The sequence below is a fragment of the Shewanella sp. SP1S2-4 genome (assembly GCF_031932075.1).
Taxonomy (GTDB): domain Bacteria; phylum Pseudomonadota; class Gammaproteobacteria; order Enterobacterales; family Shewanellaceae; genus Shewanella; species Shewanella baltica.
In genome coordinates, this window is record NZ_JAUOET010000007.1 from 147,127 (window position 1) to 163,972 (window position 16,846).

Here is a 16,846-nt window from a genome sequence, read left to right on the forward strand (position 1 = left end):
TCCCTAGCGACTTAAGCTTTGTCGAGGTTGTTTTATGAAACATGCTCCAGTACCACAGACCACACTTGGGATTTCCGGTCGAATTGCCGCCGCCTTCCAAAATAGCGCCATCACGCCGCTATTAGCGCTTCTGGGACTCTTGCTTGGCTTATTCGCTATTTTGGTGACGCCAAAGGAAGAAGAGCCACAAATTGATGTCACCTTTGCCGACGTGTTTATTCCTTTTCCCGGCGCGACACCTACCGAAGTTGAAAACTTAGTCACCTTGCCTGCGGAACAAGTGATCTCCGAAATCAAAGGCATAGATACCCTATATTCGTTCTCCCAATCCGATGGCGCACTGATTATCGTCATCTTTAAGGTAGGCGTCGCGCGCAATGATGCCATCGTCAGCCTGTACAACCAGATTTATTCCAACATGGATAAATTGCCAAGGGGCGCAGGGGTGGGCGATCCGCTGATCAAACCGCGCGGTATCGATGATGTGCCGATTGTCAGTTTGACCTTGTGGTCAAAGGACAGACAAGTCTCTGCCGAGCAACTGACCCATGTCGCCCTTGGGTTAGAAACCGAAATTAAGCGCATTCCCGGTACCCGCGAAATCTATACCGTTGGCCAGCACGACATGGTGGCCAACATACGTATCGATCCCGCCAAGATGAACAGCTTTAATCTAACCTACGACAAATTAAGACAAAGCCTGAATGACAATAATATGGTCTCTATACCTGCATCCTTAGTGCAAGGTAATCAAGAGATTAAAGTTCAGGCTGGGCAATTTTTACAATCCATAGACGATCTCAAACAATTAGTTGTCAGTGTCTATCAGGATAAACAAGGCAAGAACATTCCGATTTATTTGGCGGATATTGCCGAAATCAGCTTGAAGAGTGATATTCCTAAACAGAGTGTTTGGCACGCAGATAAAACCGATATTTATCCCGCCGTCACTATCGCGATTGGTAAACAAGCGGGACAAAATGCCGTCGATATCGCCGACAGTGTGATTGAGCGGATTGCTAAGGTCGACAATGTGTTGATCCCCGCGAATGTCGAAGTCACAGTGTCACGTAACTATGGCGAAACCGCGGCAGATAAATCTAACACCCTTATTTTAAAACTGATTTTTGCCACCAGCGCAGTAGTCGTGCTGGTCTTTTTAACCATGGGGGCCCGCGAATCCTTAGTCGTAGGTGTGGCCATTATTATCACGCTGGCGATCACCCTTTTCGCCTCTTGGGCGTGGGGATTTACCCTAAACCGCGTGTCCTTGTTCGCCTTGATTTTCTCTATCGGCATCTTGGTCGACGATGCCATAGTCGTGGTTGAAAACATCCACCGGCACATGGCGCTCGGCAAAAAGTCATTTAGTGAGCTTATTCCTGTGGCGGTCGATGAAGTCGGTGGTCCGACGATTCTGGCGACATTTACTGTTATCGCAGCCTTGCTGCCGATGGCTTTTGTATCGGGCTTAATGGGGCCTTACATGAGCCCAATCCCCATCAACGCCAGTATGGGCATGTTAATTTCCCTCGTAGTGGCATTTGTGGTCACTCCTTGGCTCAGTCGTAAACTGCTGAAACACAATGACAAGCACGATACTGCCCAAGCGTCGCACGAGGATGAAGCCGAAACTAAGATGGTGCGCCTCTTCACCCACTTAATTGGCCCTTTCCTGCTGGGTAAAAATGCCCGTAAGGCAAGAGTGGGACTGGCTGCCGGCGTATTTGTGTTAATTGGTATCGCCGTCGCGCTCCCCCTGGGTCAGCTCGTGGTGCTAAAAATGCTGCCCTTCGATAACAAGTCCGAGTTTCAAGTGATGGTAGACATGCCCGAAGGCACTCCCGTAGAGCAAACCCAGAGAGTGCTGCAGGATTTGAGTCGCTATCTGACGACGGTCCCCGAAGTCGAGCATCTGCAGTTGTATGCGGGCACTAACGCGCCAATGAACTTTAACGGCTTAGTGCGTCACTACTTCCTGCGTCACAGCCAAGAACTTGGCGACATTCAAGTGAACCTAGTCGATAAGAAACACCGCAAGCGCGACAGCCATAGCATAGCGGTATCGGTGCGTGACGAACTGCAGCAAATTGGCGAGCAATATCAAGCCAATATCAAAGTGGTTGAAGTGCCACCTGGGCCGCCAGTATGGTCGCCGCTGGTTGCTGAAGTGTATGGCCCAAGCCCCGCAATCCGCGAGCAAGCCGCTTACGAGATGCAGGCGCTGTTCCATGAAACCAAAGATGTGGTCGATATCGATATTTTCTTGCCCGCCGCCCAGCAAAAATGGCAGGTGATGATCGACCGCAGTAAAGCCAGCCTGATGGCCGTGCCCTACAGCAATATTGTCGACTTGATTGCCACCTCCGTTGGCGGCAAAGATGTGAGTTATTTACATCAAGCCCAGCAAAAACAACCGATACCGATCCGCCTGCAATTAAACGAAGGTGCGAAAGTCGATTTAGAGCAAGTGCTGAATATGAAGTTACTGAGCCAAACGGGGCAATCCGTGCCGGTGTCTGAGCTGGTAACCATCAAACGCGGCAAAATCGATGCACCGATTATCCATAAGAATATGATCCCTATGATCATGGTCGTCGCCGATATGTCGGGGCCACTGGACAGCCCGCTCTACGGCATGTTCGACATGGCGGGCAAAATTGATGGCGCCGATGGCTTAGGCTTTGATCAGCATTATATTCACCAACCTACAGGGCTAGACTCGGTCGCCGTGCTGTGGGATGGCGAGTGGAAAATCACCTACGAAACCTTTAGAGACATGGGCATCGCCTATGCGGTCGGCATGATCGCCATTTATCTCTTGGTAGTGGCGCAGTTTAGATCGTATCTCGTGCCGCTCATCATCATGGCGCCAATCCCATTAACTGTGATTGGTGTAATGCCAGGCCATGCCCTGCTCGGAGCGCAATTCACCGCGACGTCCATGATAGGCATGATAGCGCTGGCGGGGATTATTGTGCGTAACTCGATATTATTGGTCGATTTTATCAATCAAGAAACTGCATCCGGCGTGCCCTTTGAGCGGGCAGTGATCCACTCGGGTGCCGTGCGAGCCAAACCCATTATGCTCACCGCATTAGCGGCCATGATAGGGGCGCTGTTTATCCTTGATGATCCGATTTTCAATGGCTTAGCGATCAGTCTGATCTTTGGTATTTTTATCTCGACCATACTGACCTTAGTTGTCATCCCAGTGCTGTACTACACAGCAATGAAAAACCGCATGAATACTGTTCAGATACAAACACAAAACTAACCACAACAAAGGCCATCACCAAGATGGCCTCAAGGAGTAAGGTATGTCATTAGAACGCAGCATTATGGCTTTTGCCGGATTTATGGTGTTACTGTCACTGGTGTTAACCGCCTATGTGCACCACAACTTTCTGTGGTTAACCGCATTTGTTGGCGCTAACCTGTTTCAAAGTGCTTTTACTGGTTTTTGCCCTGCCGCCATGGTTTTACGCAAATTGGGTGTAAAATCAGAGGCTGAAATTGCCAAGCAAAGCTAAGCCACACAAAGTCACTACTTAATAGTTAAGACTTAAGAGTTAAGATATAGCTGAGCGAGTACTCGTTTAGCTTAAACAAGCCTGCCCAAAAGGCGTCAAGGAGATAAAGTGACCCACAACCTAGTAACCCGTGGCCAAAGCCTGATGCGCTTAGCCCTGTTAAGCCTGCAGTCGCTGGTACTCATGCCACTGCTACTAATGCCAATGATGGCCAGCGCCGCCGACCAAGACCCTGTCATCGCATGGGATAAAATTGCCGCTGGCGCTATGGTGCTCGATGTCAGAACGCCTGAGGAGTTTGCCGAAGGTCATCTAGCCAATGCGGTCAATATTCCCTTTGAGCAAGTGGCAGAGGAGTTTGCTAAGCGCGGCATCGCCAAAGATGCCCCTGTTGTCTTGTATTGCCGCAGTGGTCGCCGTAGCAGCATCGCAACCGAAGCCTTAGTCGCTGCAGGATATACTCAAACCTATAATGGTGGCGGTTATTCCACCTTAGTTGAGGCGCAAAAAACGCCCGCTAAGTAATTCACAGCCATCGACTAGGCTCTAGTGCTTTAGTGCGGGAAAGCAAGTGTAAATCACTTAAGCACTGTCACTGCACTCTAGTCATTCAAGGTTTCTCCCTAAAAGCGCCCTTTGGCGCTTTTTTATTGTCTAAGCGAAATATCGAAATTAGGCAGAAGATTCTAACCACATACATTGCGTATGCTTTCACCTCCCGTTTTGCCGCTCACGCCCCCTCCAAAAAACACATCAACAAATTTGCGTGAATGGCTTAGCCGTCGTCAATGAATTGGCAACTGCCACTCCCTTGACAGAAATTTGCAACAACTTCGCATAATCAATCACTTGAAAAAAACTCATTATAATGACCAAACTTTACATGGCTATTTAGTTATCTATAATCACTAAAAAATATATATAAAAATTTCAATCACATAGCAACAGAAAGATCAGTATAAAGTACTCATATTGACCGTAAATTCGTATTCACTTATTCATTTTTACCACATAAAAAAACAAAAATTTGAATAAAATTTGGTTACAACTCGTTACATATTGAATTTATATTCAAATTAACTGCTTATAAAATATGAGGTTTTATAAGCAACCATACCGTTAACAATTGATTTACAAATACTTTGGTCGCAGATAAATTCACTAACCGAGTAGCATCTGAGTCGTAGTTATTCTTATGAAACATAAAATAATAATGATTAACACTAAATTGACCATGGAAGAAGAACATGACAATCAACAGAACCACTAAAATAGCGTTAAGTCTTTCAAGCTTAGCTATTGCGATCTCAACCGGTGTACAAGCAGCACCACAAGCACCAGGTTTTGCCGCAGCATTACAAGCACAAACCTCTCCACTGCCAAAGCGTTACATAGTGAAATTTAAAAATGCCGATGCTGCTACCATAATGTCGGCCAGTAATGTGCAATCAATGAGTGATCAGCAATCGAGTGACGCGGCAACTGATACGCTGCCAACCACAATGAATTATCAGCCCCAAATGGCGGAAATCAGTGCTCAACACACTGCATTGAACAAAGTACAAGCGAAGGAAATGAAACGTATCGGCCGCAGTAACAGTTACTCGGTCAAACTCGATGCAAACGGCATCAATGCGTTAAAAAAACGCGCCGATGTGGAATATGTTGAAGAGGATATGCCGCGTCACTTACTGAGTGAAAGTACGCCTTGGGGTCAAACCTTTGTGGGGGCGACTCAGTTAAGCGATAGCCAAGCAGGCAATCGTACTATTTGTATTATCGATTCTGGCTACGATCGTAGTCACAGCGATTTAAGTGGCAATAATGTCACGGGCACCAATAACTCAGGCACAGGCAACTGGTTCGAGCCAGGTAACAACAACGCCCACGGTACTCACGTTGCGGGCACGATTGCGGCAATTGCCAACAACGACGGCGTGATCGGCGTAATGCCAAATCAAAATGCCAATATTCATGTCGTAAAAGTGTTTAACGAATCTGGCTGGGGTTACTCTTCATCCTTAGTCGCCGCGGTAGATACTTGTGTTGCCAACGGCGCTAACGTTGTCACTATGAGTTTAGGTGGTGCGGGTTCGAGCACCACTGAGCGTAATGCTCTTGCTGCCCATTATAATAATGGTGTTCTCTTGATTGCCGCTGCAGGTAACGATGGCAATAGTGCTCACAGCTATCCAGCATCCTACGATGGCGTGATGTCAGTCGCCTCAGTGGATAATCATAAAGACCATTCTGCATTTTCCCAATACACCAACCAAGTTGAAATATCTGGCCCAGGTGAAGCGATTCTGTCGACGGTTACCCGTGGCGAAGGCCGTTTAGCCGATATTACTATCGGTGGTCAGTCTTACTTTGATTCAGGTGTCGTGCCACATAATCGCCTCATTTCATCGGGCGGCAACTATGTGGCAGCACCATACAATGGTACAGCGACAGCTACGCTTGCCGAATGTAGCGTCAGCGGAACTAGCTTCAACTGCGGCAACATGACCAATAAGATTTGTTTAGTGGAACGTGTTGGCAATCAAGGCACAAGTTACCCTGAAATCAATGCGGCTAAAGCCTGTAAAAATGCCGGTGCCAGTGCGGCGATTGTTTACAGTAACGCGGCATTACCTGGCTTACAAAACCCCTTCCTTGTCGATGCAAACAGTGAAATCAATATGGTTTCCGTATCAGTGGATCGCGCAACAGGTTTAGCACTGCGTAATCAACTGGGTGCGACAGCAACAGTCAGCAACCAAGGCAATAAAGATTACGAGTACTACAACGGTACTTCGATGGCGACGCCACATGTGTCAGGTGTTGCAACCTTAGTGTGGAGCTATCACCCTGAGTGTAGTGCGGCGCAGGTTCGTAACGCATTGAAAATGACCGCCGAAGATCTTGGTACTGCGGGCCGTGATAACTACTATGGCTATGGTTTAGTCAACGCTGTTGCCGCGAAAACCTTCTTAGATGCCTCTTGTACTGGCCCAACGGGTCCTGTTGATCCAACTCCAACCGATGGCGTGTTAGTTAACGGTGTGGCTAAAACGGGCTTAGGCGGCGCAGCGAGTGAAGAACTGCACTTCTCCTTTGACGTACCACAAGGCGCAACTAACTTAGGCTTTGTAATGAACGGTGGTACAGGTGATGCGGACTTGTATGTGCAATATGGTGCAGCGCCAACTACAGCTAACTATGATTGCCGTCCGTATAAAAGTGGCAATAGCGAGTCTTGCCCAATCACCAATATCCAATCAGGCACTTACTACGCCATGCTGAAAGGCTACTCTGCCTTCACTGGAGTGTCGTTAACAGCAAGCTACACAGCATCTAGCGGCGGTACTACGCCTGCAAGCTATAGCAACACTGATAACTACAACATCCCAGATAACAAAGCTGCTGGGATCACGAGCCCAATCACAGTCACTCGCACCGGTGATTCAGGCACTGTGACTGCGGTAGTGAACATAGTCCACCCTTACATTGGTGACTTGAAAGTGCAGTTGATCAGCCCTTCTGGTAAAACCGTCACTCTGCATAGCAACACAGGTTCAGGTGCTGCCAATATCAACAAGAGCTATACCGCTGATATGACGGGTGCGAATTCGAACGGCGTATGGAAGTTGAAAGCCGTAGACAGTGGCCGTGGTGATGTGGGTTATATCGATAGCTGGGAACTGAGCTTCCAATAAATCCAAATCGATACGCTTACTGAGAAATGAAAGTAATAAATGAAAAGAGCCTGCAATCGCAGGCTCTTTTTTTACAAGACATGTCCCGTCCTGAAATACGTTGACATAAAGAGGACTTCTTTATGACAACATCAATTAACTCAAACCGTAAGCGCACACAACGAGATTACACCTTAGCCTTTAAATTAGGCGTTGTAGAGCGTGTTGAAAAAGGCGAAATGACGTACAAACAAGCCCAAGCCCGTTTTGGCATTCAAGGCCGTTCAACGGTACTCGTTTGGCTTAGAAAACATGGTAGACTCGATTGGTCGAAACCTTTTCAGCATCCCCTTATGCCTAAGTCAAAAGAAACCCCTGCCGAAACGATCAAGCGCCTTGAACGTGAGTTAGCAGAAGAGAAACTGCGTAACAAAATCCTCAATGGCATGGTTGATATCATGGACAATGAATATGGAGCAGGCCTCAGAAAAAAGTACTTATCCGGTACCTCTGGCAAGCAAAAAGCAACGGACAAATAAACCTCGCTGCCGCATGTCGTGCTGCGGGTATGTCGAGGCAAGGTATTTATCAGGCAGTTGCTCGAATGGAAAGTCGTAGAGCTGAGCTATCGGTCATCAAAGACTGGGTCCAGTACTGGCGTAAATATATGCCAAAGTTAGGGGCCCGTAAGCTCTATACGTTGATAAAATCCAGGCTGGTTGAGCACGATATTAAACTCGGGCGAGATGGGTTCTTTACCTATTTGAGAAGTGAAGGTTTGCTGGTTAAACCGAAGAAAAGCTACACAAAAACCACGTTCAGCAAACACTGGATGAAGAAGCATCCTAATCTGCTGAAAGAGGAAGGACTGCATGATGCAGAGCATGTACTGGTCAGCGATATCACCTATCTTGAGTCAGACCAAGGTGTGCACTACCTGTCACTGGTCACCGATGCGAGTTCGCGTAAGATAGTCGGTCATCACGTGAGTAAAGACATGAAAGCCGAGAGTGTGGTGAAAGCGTTAAAAATGGCCATAAAAGATAAACGCTATATCGGCAACGCAGTGCATCACTCAGACAGAGGCTTACAATACTGCTCAGCAATTTATCAGAATGCGCTTCAGGCGAGCCAAATCCCGCCGTCAATGACGGATGGTTATGATTGCTACCAAAATGCATTAGCAGAAAGAGTGAATGGCATACTGAAGCAGGAGTTTTTACTGCACCGATGTAGGACATTTGCGGAGCTGAAGATACTTGTTAGAGAATCGATAGCAATATACAACGATATGAGACCGCATCTGAGTTTGAATATGGCAACCCCTAATCAGGTGCACAATAGAAAAGGCCAGCTACAGGAGCTGGCCTAAAAACTGTCAACCTATCTTAGGACGGGACAACATGTTATGCAATATCTTTGAGGATTTCAGGTTCGATCAACACGCTGGTTTCATTATCCGATAACCAAATTTGGCCTTCACTAATCGAAACTTGCAATGCCATATTACGCCCAACAAAGGCTTCCATTGCCGTGACTGACTCTTCGGCAATATTCCACACTTTTAAATTCTGATAACGCTCTAACGCCTGCTGATTCTGTTTCCACCAAATGGGTACACTGCGGCCACCATAGGTAAATAACTGCACGACTTTGGCGCGGCCACTGGCCTTTCGCAGCCATTTCTCATCGGCCTGACCAAACTCAACCCACAGATCAATTTCGCCTGATAGGGTTTTGTCCCACAGCTCTGGCTCATCATCGACGCACAAGCCTTTACTAAAACTTAAGGTTTCGCTGGCATTCACAATAAACGCCAGTAAACGCACCATCATGCGGCCATCGGTTTCGGAAGGATGCTGGGCAAGCGTCAATTGATGATCTTGGTAATAATTCCGATCCATATCGGCTATCTGTAAATTGACCTTAAACACGGTCGCTTTGAGGGCCATAGTCATCCTAAATGCAGAGTGAAATCCTGAAACAGCGAAATTCTAAAATAAGGCTGCCGAGTCTACCTGAGACTCGGCATTAGCTCAAACGAACAATAGGATACGCCCATCAAATCGAACAGAAAGTGCAATCTGACAGAAAGCAGAATCGATAAGAAATTAAATCGCGCCGGGTCGTAAATGCTTAGCCATCGGGAAATGCGCTTTCAACTGACTGATTTTTTGTGTATCGGCCACCAGCAACATGCGTGTGCCCTGTTCGTATTGCAGGCTCAATTCACTGAGTGCGGGTAACTCGCCCCGATTGGCGTCTCGACGGACTAATTCTGCCAATTCGTCGCTCAAATCGCCTTGGCTATAGATCCAATCGAGGCGCTGCAACAACGGCATGGCGGCGAGTGGCAGTAAGTCCACAGAGGTTGCATCATCCAGCAAAAGGATTTCGCCGCGGCTGACTAAATGATTAAATGCATTATGGTAATGCTCGGCGGTACGACTATCGAAACGGTCGCCATTGGTATCGAAAAAACGCTCCCAAAATAAGCGGCGTTTCGAGGTTGAATCGAGCTTGTCTTGCACTTCGACGCGTCTATCGGCGACAAAGTCGAACAAAGGCTTGAGTGATTGCGGTAGGCTGGATTCTAAGCGCGAGCGAATCGTGCGTGCAAATACCGGTGCCGCGCCCGCCGTGCTGATCGCCACCACTAAACGGCCCCTATCGACAATCGAAGGGGTGATAAAACGGCAAAATGCCGGATTATCAACGGCATTAACCCAAATACCGCGCGCGGTGGCTAGAGTCGCCAACTCGGCATTAAGACTGTCGTTTGCCGTGGCTAAATACACCAGATCATAATTTTGAATATCGGCGTGAACCACTTCGCGCTGGGATAACAGAATACGGCCCGTATCAGCATAACGCTGCACTTCAGGATTCACTTCAGGGGCTATCACGTGAATACTGGCTTCGGTACGTGTCAGCAGCGCCAGCTTACGGCTCGCCACATCACCCGCCCCCACCAGCAAGACATTTAAGTTAACCGTATCGACAAACAAGGGGAAATATTGCATTAGATGAGATCCTGAACGCTTAATCCTGCACGACTGGCAGTTGACGCTGTACCCAGCCTTTATAGCCACCAATCAATGAGGCAACGCGGGTGTAACCCATGAGTTGCAGATTATGGGCCGCCAAGGCTGAGCGCGCACCACCTGCGCAGTAGAGTAATATGGGGGTATGTTTATCGGGGAAACGTGCTTCGATATCACGCTCTAAAATACCCCGACTTAAATGTTTTGCTTGGGGTAAATGATCCTGCAGCCACTCGCGATCCTCACGCACATCCACAAGATGCCAGCTGTCATCGGCCTGATAGGCTTCAATGGTCACTTCGGTGATGTTAGGCAGAATTGCGTCAACAAGGACGGAAAAAGCACTGGGATGCGGCATCACTGACTCCTAGATAAGATATTGAATGACATGATGAATGTCAGCTTATCAGCAAAGTGTAATCTTCTCATCCAGTAGACGCAATCTTTCAGCCACAGCACAAAGCGGAAGTGATTGCCTATCCAAGGCTAGTTGTGGCTTTCGCTGCGCTCAGAGCTGCATTGCCAGCACAACTCAAAACTGCCTTCATTGGTTTCATGGCATTGCACACATTGCCACTGTGGGCTTTCGACATCCAACGCATTCAGTTGCACTTGCGCCGACGCATGTTGGGACTCGCCCACCCATAACTCGACGTTTTGCATCCCAGTAGGAAGCTCACCAATACCACCCAATAGCGCTTCACCTCTGAGCTCAACATGAATACCACAGGCCTCTAATAAACCTTTCCATGTGTGGGCTTGCAATAAATTACCACCAGCAACTAACACTTTACGTTCTTCCATGCGACATCCTACGGCTACAACTCTCTGGAATATGGGTTGCCGACATCCTACTGCTAAATAGCCGAGCCTGTCGAGCGCTGATTTTTACACCAGTTGTTAATTTAATTAACATTCCATTTTTACAGCATAACTGACTATAACTTTGTGAGTTTGCTAGCAGAATGTCAGATCTATCTCAAAATCGAGCTAAAAAAAAGCCACCTCGTCGGTGGCTTTTTAACTCGAATGTAACCTTTAAGGCATCATAGGAGGTTGGTCTGCGCCTTCTTTCTCAATCTCAACTGGCATCATGTGTTCACGATTGATACCCAGTTTAATGGCCAAGAAACTCGCCACATAGATAGAAGAATACGTACCCACAAAAATACCCATCAGCAATGCAGTCGCAAAGCCATGGATCATAGTGCCGCCCTTTAGGAACAAGGCCACGACCACCACTAAGGTTGTACCTGTGGTGATGATTGTACGGCTCATGGTTTGAGTAATTGAAGTATTCACCACTTCTTCAGGGTCGCTTTTACGCATCTTAAGGAAGTTTTCACGGATACGGTCAAATACCACGATAGTATCGTTGAGTGAGTAACCCACAACCGTCAATAGACCCGCCAGTACGGTCAAGTCAAATTCCAATTGGAATACCGAAAACACACCTAAAGTCACGATTACGTCATGCGCCAATGCCGCGACAGAACCAAATGCTAAGCGCCATTCGAAACGGAAGGACACATAAATCATGATACAGATAAGCGCGACTAATACCGCTAAACCGCCTTGCTCAGCCAGTTCTTTACCCACTTGTGGGCCAACGAACTCTACACGCTTCTGCTGAACTTGTGGATCAACTTTCTGCGCAGCTTCCATGACAGACTTAACTTGCACGTCACTCTTCACGCCTTCTTTCACCTGTAAACGTACTAATACGTCACGGCTAGAACCGAAGTTTTGTACGACTGCACCTTCAGAATCTGGCGTCGTCAGTTGCACCCGCAGGGCGTTTAAATCGACTGGATTAGTGAACTCCATTTCAACGACGGTACCGCCAGTGAAATCAAGCCCCCAGTTAATGCCATTGGTCACAAGAGAAACCAATGAAGCCAGTACCAATACAGCCGACATAATACTGATTGGCAGTGCATGACGGAGGAAGTTTACCGTATGTTTTAAAGATAAAATTTCTAACATTGTCACTTCCCCTTAGATAGACAGAGTCTTCACGCGCTTACCGCCCCAAATCGCGTTAACGATTGAGCGAGTACCCACGATTGCAGTAAACATGGAAGTCGCAATACCTATCATCAAGGTCACCGCGAAGCCTTTAACAGCGCCTGTACCTACGGCAAACAGGATCAGCGCCGTTAGGAAAGTGGTGATGTTCGCATCGGCGATGGTGGAGAATGCGTTGCCATAACCTTCGTGGATGGCCTGCTGGACGCTACGGCCCGCACGTAATTCTTCACGGATACGTTCATAGATCAGCACGTTACCGTCAACAGCCATACCCACAGTCAACACCATACCGGCAATACCTGGCAGGGTTAACACTGCGCCAGGGATCATCGACATTACGCCCACCACCATGACTAAGTTCATGGTTAAGGCGATGTTGGCGATAAGACCAAAGCCACGGTAGTAAACCAGCATAAAGAGTAAGACAACCGCCATACCCCAAACCATAGCTTGAACACCGTTTTCAATGTTTTCAGCACCTAAGCTTGGACCAATGGTACGTTCTTCCACAATCGACACTGGCGCAATCAAGGCACCAGCACGCAGTAATAGCGCGAGGTTTTGAGCTTCACCATGGCTTAAGCCAGTGATCACAAAGTTACGGCCTAAACGCGCTTGAATGGTCGCGACAGAAATCACTTCTTGGATTTTCTGCATCTTAACGCTGCCGTCGGCATTGCGTTCACCACTGTCTTTATATTCGATGAACAATGTCGCCATAGGCTTGCCTATGTTGTCTTTGGTCACGTCAGAGAAAATGGTGCCGCCTTTCGCATCAAGGTTGATGCTAACCTGTGGACGACTGTACTGGTCAAAGCTAGGTTGTGCGCCCGTGATATGATCACCGGTCAACATCACTTCTTTCTTCAATATCACAGTGCCACCTTCGCGGCGCTGGTACACTTCAGAACCCGCTGGTAAACGGCCAGATTGCGCAGCATTAGGATCGGCTTTGTCATCGACCATGTGGAATTCAATCGATGCGGTAGCACCTAAGATTTCCTTAGCGCGAGCGGTATCTTGCACACCTGGCAATTCAACGATAATGCGCTCGGCGCCTTGACGTTGTACTACAGGCTCAGCCACACCTAACTCGTTTACACGGTTACGAATGGTAGTAATGTTTTGTTGCAGTGCTTCTTCTTTAATCTGCTTAAGATACACGTCACTCATCACAGCTTGCAGGGCAAAATCTTCGCCCTTGCTCACATCGGTGAACACCATATCGTTGCTGCGAGATTTTAGGAAACGTTCGGCACTGGCTAAACTTTCGCCATCACGGAATTTAATCTCGATTCCTTGAGCATTATTGCGAATGCCCGCGTAACGGATTTTTTCTTCACGTAATTGCGAACGGAAATCGGCAATTTTAGCCTCTTCCATTTTGCGAATCGCTTCGCCCATGTCCACTTCCATTAAGAAATGCACACCGCCGCGAAGGTCGAGACCAAGTTTCATTGGGCTGCCGCCCATAGACTCGAGCCATTTAGGCGTCGCTGGGGCTAAGTTGAGCGCCACAGTGAACTTGTCACCTAAGCTGTCAGCAATTAATTCTTTCGCCAGTAGCTGTTGATCCGCATTTTGCACACGGACCAACAACTGACCTTTTTCAAGCTCAGAGCGCTTTACCGCAATGCCCTTACTGGCTAACAGCTCGTTCACACTGGCTTGGGTTGATGCCGTGACTTCAGCACCTCGAGTCGCCACCACTTGCACCGCGTGATCTTCACCAAAAAGGTTCGGTACGGCATAGAAACAACCTATGGCGATGACGAGCATCACCATAATGTTTTTCCACATTGGGTATTTATTTAACACGCCTGAGCCCTCTTGGCTTACAACGACTGGATAGAGCCCTTAGGCAATACAGCTGCAATATAGTCTTTTTTGATCGTGATTTGAGTCGTGTCGTTTAAGCTCAGTAACACGTAATCGCTTTCGTCGCTGATTTTTGCAATCTTGCCTAAAATCCCGCCACTGGTCAGCACTTCGTCGCCTTTGCTGATTGATGACATCAGGTTTTTGTGCTCTTTAACGCGTTTTGATTGCGGACGGAAAATCATGAAATAGAAAATCAGGCCGAAAATTGCCAGCATGAAAATCAATTCCATCGTGCCGCCACCTTGTGGTGCGCCGGCAGCGCTTGCGTATGCATTTGAAATAAACATAGTTTTCTCTTCTTATTAGCAAAAAATCAATCGACTAACTCTGGTACTTCGCGACCTTGACTGGTATAGAAGTCCGCCACAAAGGCGTCTAATGTACCCGTCTCAATCGCACCGCGCAAACCTTCCATTAACATTTGATAGTATCTCAAGTTGTGAATGGTGTTTAAACGCGCACCCAGAATCTCATTACAACGATCTAAGTGGTAAAGGTATGCCCGTGAATAATTTTTACAGGTATAACAATCACACTTAGTATCGAGTGGTGACGTGTCATCTCTATGACGCGCATTGCGTATTTTGATCACACCTTCACTCGTAAACAGATGACCGTTGCGGGCATTACGGGTTGGCATTACACAGTCAAACATGTCAACACCACGACGTACCCCTTCAACTAAATCTTCTGGTTTACCGACCCCCATCAGATAGCGAGGTTTGTCAGCAGGAATTTGCGGGCAAATATGCTCAAGAATACGATGCATATCTGCTTTAGGCTCTCCTACGGCCAAACCACCGACGGCATAACCGTCGAAACCGATATCGACTAAGCCTTTTAAGCTTTCGTCGCGTAAATCTTCATACACACCGCCCTGAATAATGCCGAATAGAGAGTTAGGGTTCTCTAAACGGTCAAATTCATCACGCGAACGTTTGGCCCAACGCAGCGACATCTGCATTGACTTACGCGCTTCATCTTCAGTCGCGGGATACGGCGTACATTCGTCAAAAATCATCACCACATCGCTGCCCAATGCATCTTGGATTTGCATTGATTTTTCAGGATCTAAGAAGATTTTCTCGCCATTGATTGGCGAACGGAAATGCACACCTTCTTCGGTGATCTTACGGATATCGCCAAGACTGAATACTTGGAAACCACCCGAATCCGTTAAAATCGGACGCTGCCAGTTCATAAAATCATGCAAGTCACCGTGCTTTCGCATGATTTCTTCGCCTGGGCGCAACCATAAATGGAAAGTGTTACCGAGCAAAATGTCCGCGCCTGTAGCACGTACTTCTTCTGGCGTCATACCTTTAACTGTGCCGTAGGTTCCAACAGGCATAAATGCGGGGGTTTCTACTGTGCCACGGTCAAAAATCAACCGACCACGGCGCGCACGGCCGTCGGTAGTATCTAATTCAAATTTCATAATTCACCTCGCCAGATAAACAGTCTGACTACATTTTTAATGGCTAATGCCATTTTGATTAACAATAGAGATGGGGACAGCGTTAAAAGGTTCAACCTTTTGACGAAAAAAAGTTGCCGCCCATACTCACTTTGGGCGGCTATTTTAAAACAAAATCTTGGTCTAGTGGGCTTTTTTCGTCACAAACATGGCATCGCCATAGCTAAAGAAGCGATATTTTTGCGCGATAGCATGTTGATACGCCGCCATAACATGATCAAAACCCGCAAATGCACTGACTAACATGATGAGGGTCGATTCAGGGAGGTGGAAGTTCGTCACCATGGCATCGACCACTTGGAATTGATAGCCAGGATAAATAAAGATGTCTGTATCACCGCTAAAGGCTTTGAGTTCACCTTGGCTAGCGCGCGCCGCACTTTCTAAGGAACGTACAGATGTTGTGCCGACGGCAACTACGCGTTTACCCGCCGCTTTGGTTTGCGCAATTAAATCGACCACATCCTGCGGCACATTGGCCCACTCAGAATGCATTTTGTGCTCAAGAATGGTATCAACACGCACCGGTTGAAACGTTCCCGCGCCCACATGCAAAGTCACAAATGCGATATTCACACCCTTGGCTTTTAATGCATCTAGCATGGCATCGTCAAAATGTAACCCCGCCGTTGGCGCAGCAACGGCGCCTGGATTTTGGTTATACACAGTTTGATAGCGCTCTTTGTCGGCATCTTCATCGGGTCTATCGATATAAGGAGGCAAAGGCATGTGCCCTACGGCTTCGAGCACCTCTAGAATGGTCAACTCGGATAACAGCTCAAGCTCAAACAAGGTATCGTGGCGGGCGACCATCTTCATTTGATAGCCACCGTCGAGATGGATTAACGAATCCACTTTCGGGGATTTAGAGCTGCGAACATGGGCGAGGATGCGCTTATCATCAAGCATACGCTCAACTAAAATTTCTAACTTACCGCCGCTGGCCTTTTGGCCAAACATACGCGCGGGGATCACTCGGGTATTGTTGAACACCATTAAATCGCCGGGATTAATCATCCCCAGCAGATCGGTAAATTGTTTGTCGCCTAACGCGCCAGAATTGCCGTCTAAGGTTAACAGACGTGATGCATTACGCTGCGCCATAGGATAACGAGCGATCAGCTCATCGGGGAGATCGAAAGAAAAGTCTGCAACGCGCATGATAGGCCTCTAGATAGCTTAGAACGGCGGCTAGTCTATGGT

At 47.6% G+C, this 16,846-nt stretch carries 14 protein-coding genes; 5 read left to right on the top strand and 9 right to left on the bottom strand.

The genetic code is table 11. The annotated features are described in order from the left end of the window. The first annotated feature begins 34 nt into the window (after positions 1-34). The 5 genes from Q4Q52_RS09560 to Q4Q52_RS09580 all read left to right on the top strand — a co-directional run bounded on the left by Q4Q52_RS09560 (position 35) and on the right by Q4Q52_RS09580 (position 8,582). Positions 35-3,277, top strand: coding sequence for an efflux RND transporter permease subunit (locus Q4Q52_RS09560; protein WP_311990475.1), 3,243 nt, complete (start codon positions 35-37; stop codon positions 3,275-3,277). 43 nt (positions 3,278-3,320) lie between these two features. Then, on the top strand, positions 3,321-3,533 hold the full coding sequence (locus Q4Q52_RS09565) for a DUF2892 domain-containing protein (RefSeq protein WP_006082265.1): 213 nt from the start codon (positions 3,321-3,323) through the stop codon (positions 3,531-3,533). A 108-nt stretch (positions 3,534-3,641) separates the two neighbouring features. Further along, positions 3,642-4,058: a rhodanese-like domain-containing protein gene (locus Q4Q52_RS09570; protein WP_311990476.1), complete on the top strand. Its 417-nt coding sequence runs from the start codon at positions 3,642-3,644 to the stop codon at positions 4,056-4,058. A 722-nt stretch (positions 4,059-4,780) separates the two neighbouring features. Continuing rightward, the gene (locus Q4Q52_RS09575) at positions 4,781-7,231 is read left to right on the top strand and encodes a S8 family serine peptidase (protein ID WP_311990477.1); all 2,451 of its coding nucleotides are present in this window, start codon (positions 4,781-4,783) and stop codon (positions 7,229-7,231) included. Positions 7,232-7,353: 122 nt separating this feature from the next. Beyond that, positions 7,354-8,582, top strand: a protein-coding gene (locus Q4Q52_RS09580; RefSeq protein WP_311990478.1) for an IS3 family transposase whose coding sequence is annotated in 2 segments (ribosomal slippage) — positions 7,354-7,705 and positions 7,705-8,582 — 1,230 coding nt in all. Because the reading frame shifts where the segments join, the coding sequence is not laid out codon by codon here. A gap of 34 nt (positions 8,583-8,616) precedes the next feature. Here Q4Q52_RS09580 and Q4Q52_RS09585 read toward each other — a convergent pair. The 9 genes from Q4Q52_RS09585 to queA all read right to left on the bottom strand — a co-directional run bounded on the left by Q4Q52_RS09585 (position 8,617) and on the right by queA (position 16,804). Then, positions 8,617-9,162 carry a YaeQ family protein gene (locus Q4Q52_RS09585; protein WP_311890730.1) on the bottom strand — a complete coding sequence of 182 codons (546 nt, stop codon included), beginning with the start codon at positions 9,160-9,162 and terminating at the stop codon, positions 8,617-8,619. 159 nt (positions 9,163-9,321) lie between these two features. Next, on the bottom strand, positions 9,322-10,233 hold the full coding sequence (locus Q4Q52_RS09590; protein WP_311990479.1) for a bifunctional precorrin-2 dehydrogenase/sirohydrochlorin ferrochelatase: 912 nt from the start codon (positions 10,231-10,233) through the stop codon (positions 9,322-9,324). Positions 10,234-10,252: 19 nt separating this feature from the next. After that, positions 10,253-10,612, bottom strand: a complete 360-nt coding sequence (locus Q4Q52_RS09595; RefSeq protein WP_311990480.1) for a rhodanese-like domain-containing protein — start codon at positions 10,610-10,612, stop codon at positions 10,253-10,255. Positions 10,613-10,740: 128 nt separating this feature from the next. Then, entirely contained in the window at positions 10,741-11,058 is a 318-nt protein-coding gene (locus Q4Q52_RS09600; protein ID WP_006082273.1) for a putative signal transducing protein, read from the bottom strand. Between the two features lie 234 nt (positions 11,059-11,292). Continuing rightward, complete coding sequence (gene secF / locus Q4Q52_RS09605; protein WP_107948230.1) at positions 11,293-12,240, bottom strand: protein translocase subunit SecF; 948 nt, start codon at positions 12,238-12,240, stop codon at positions 11,293-11,295. 12 nt (positions 12,241-12,252) lie between these two features. Then, positions 12,253-14,103, bottom strand: coding sequence for a protein translocase subunit SecD (secD, locus tag Q4Q52_RS09610; protein WP_311990481.1), 1,851 nt, complete (start codon positions 14,101-14,103; stop codon positions 12,253-12,255). 17 nt (positions 14,104-14,120) lie between these two features. Continuing rightward, positions 14,121-14,453, bottom strand: a complete 333-nt coding sequence (yajC, locus tag Q4Q52_RS09615) for a preprotein translocase subunit YajC (protein ID WP_006082276.1) — start codon at positions 14,451-14,453, stop codon at positions 14,121-14,123. Positions 14,454-14,479: 26 nt separating this feature from the next. Continuing rightward, a complete protein-coding gene (tgt, locus tag Q4Q52_RS09620; RefSeq protein WP_106650965.1) occupies positions 14,480-15,604 on the bottom strand; it encodes a tRNA guanosine(34) transglycosylase Tgt in 1,125 nt (374 codons plus the stop codon). A 162-nt stretch (positions 15,605-15,766) separates the two neighbouring features. Beyond that, entirely contained in the window at positions 15,767-16,804 is a 1,038-nt protein-coding gene (gene queA, locus Q4Q52_RS09625) for a tRNA preQ1(34) S-adenosylmethionine ribosyltransferase-isomerase QueA (protein ID WP_311990482.1), read from the bottom strand. Positions 16,805-16,846: the final 42 nt, after the last annotated feature.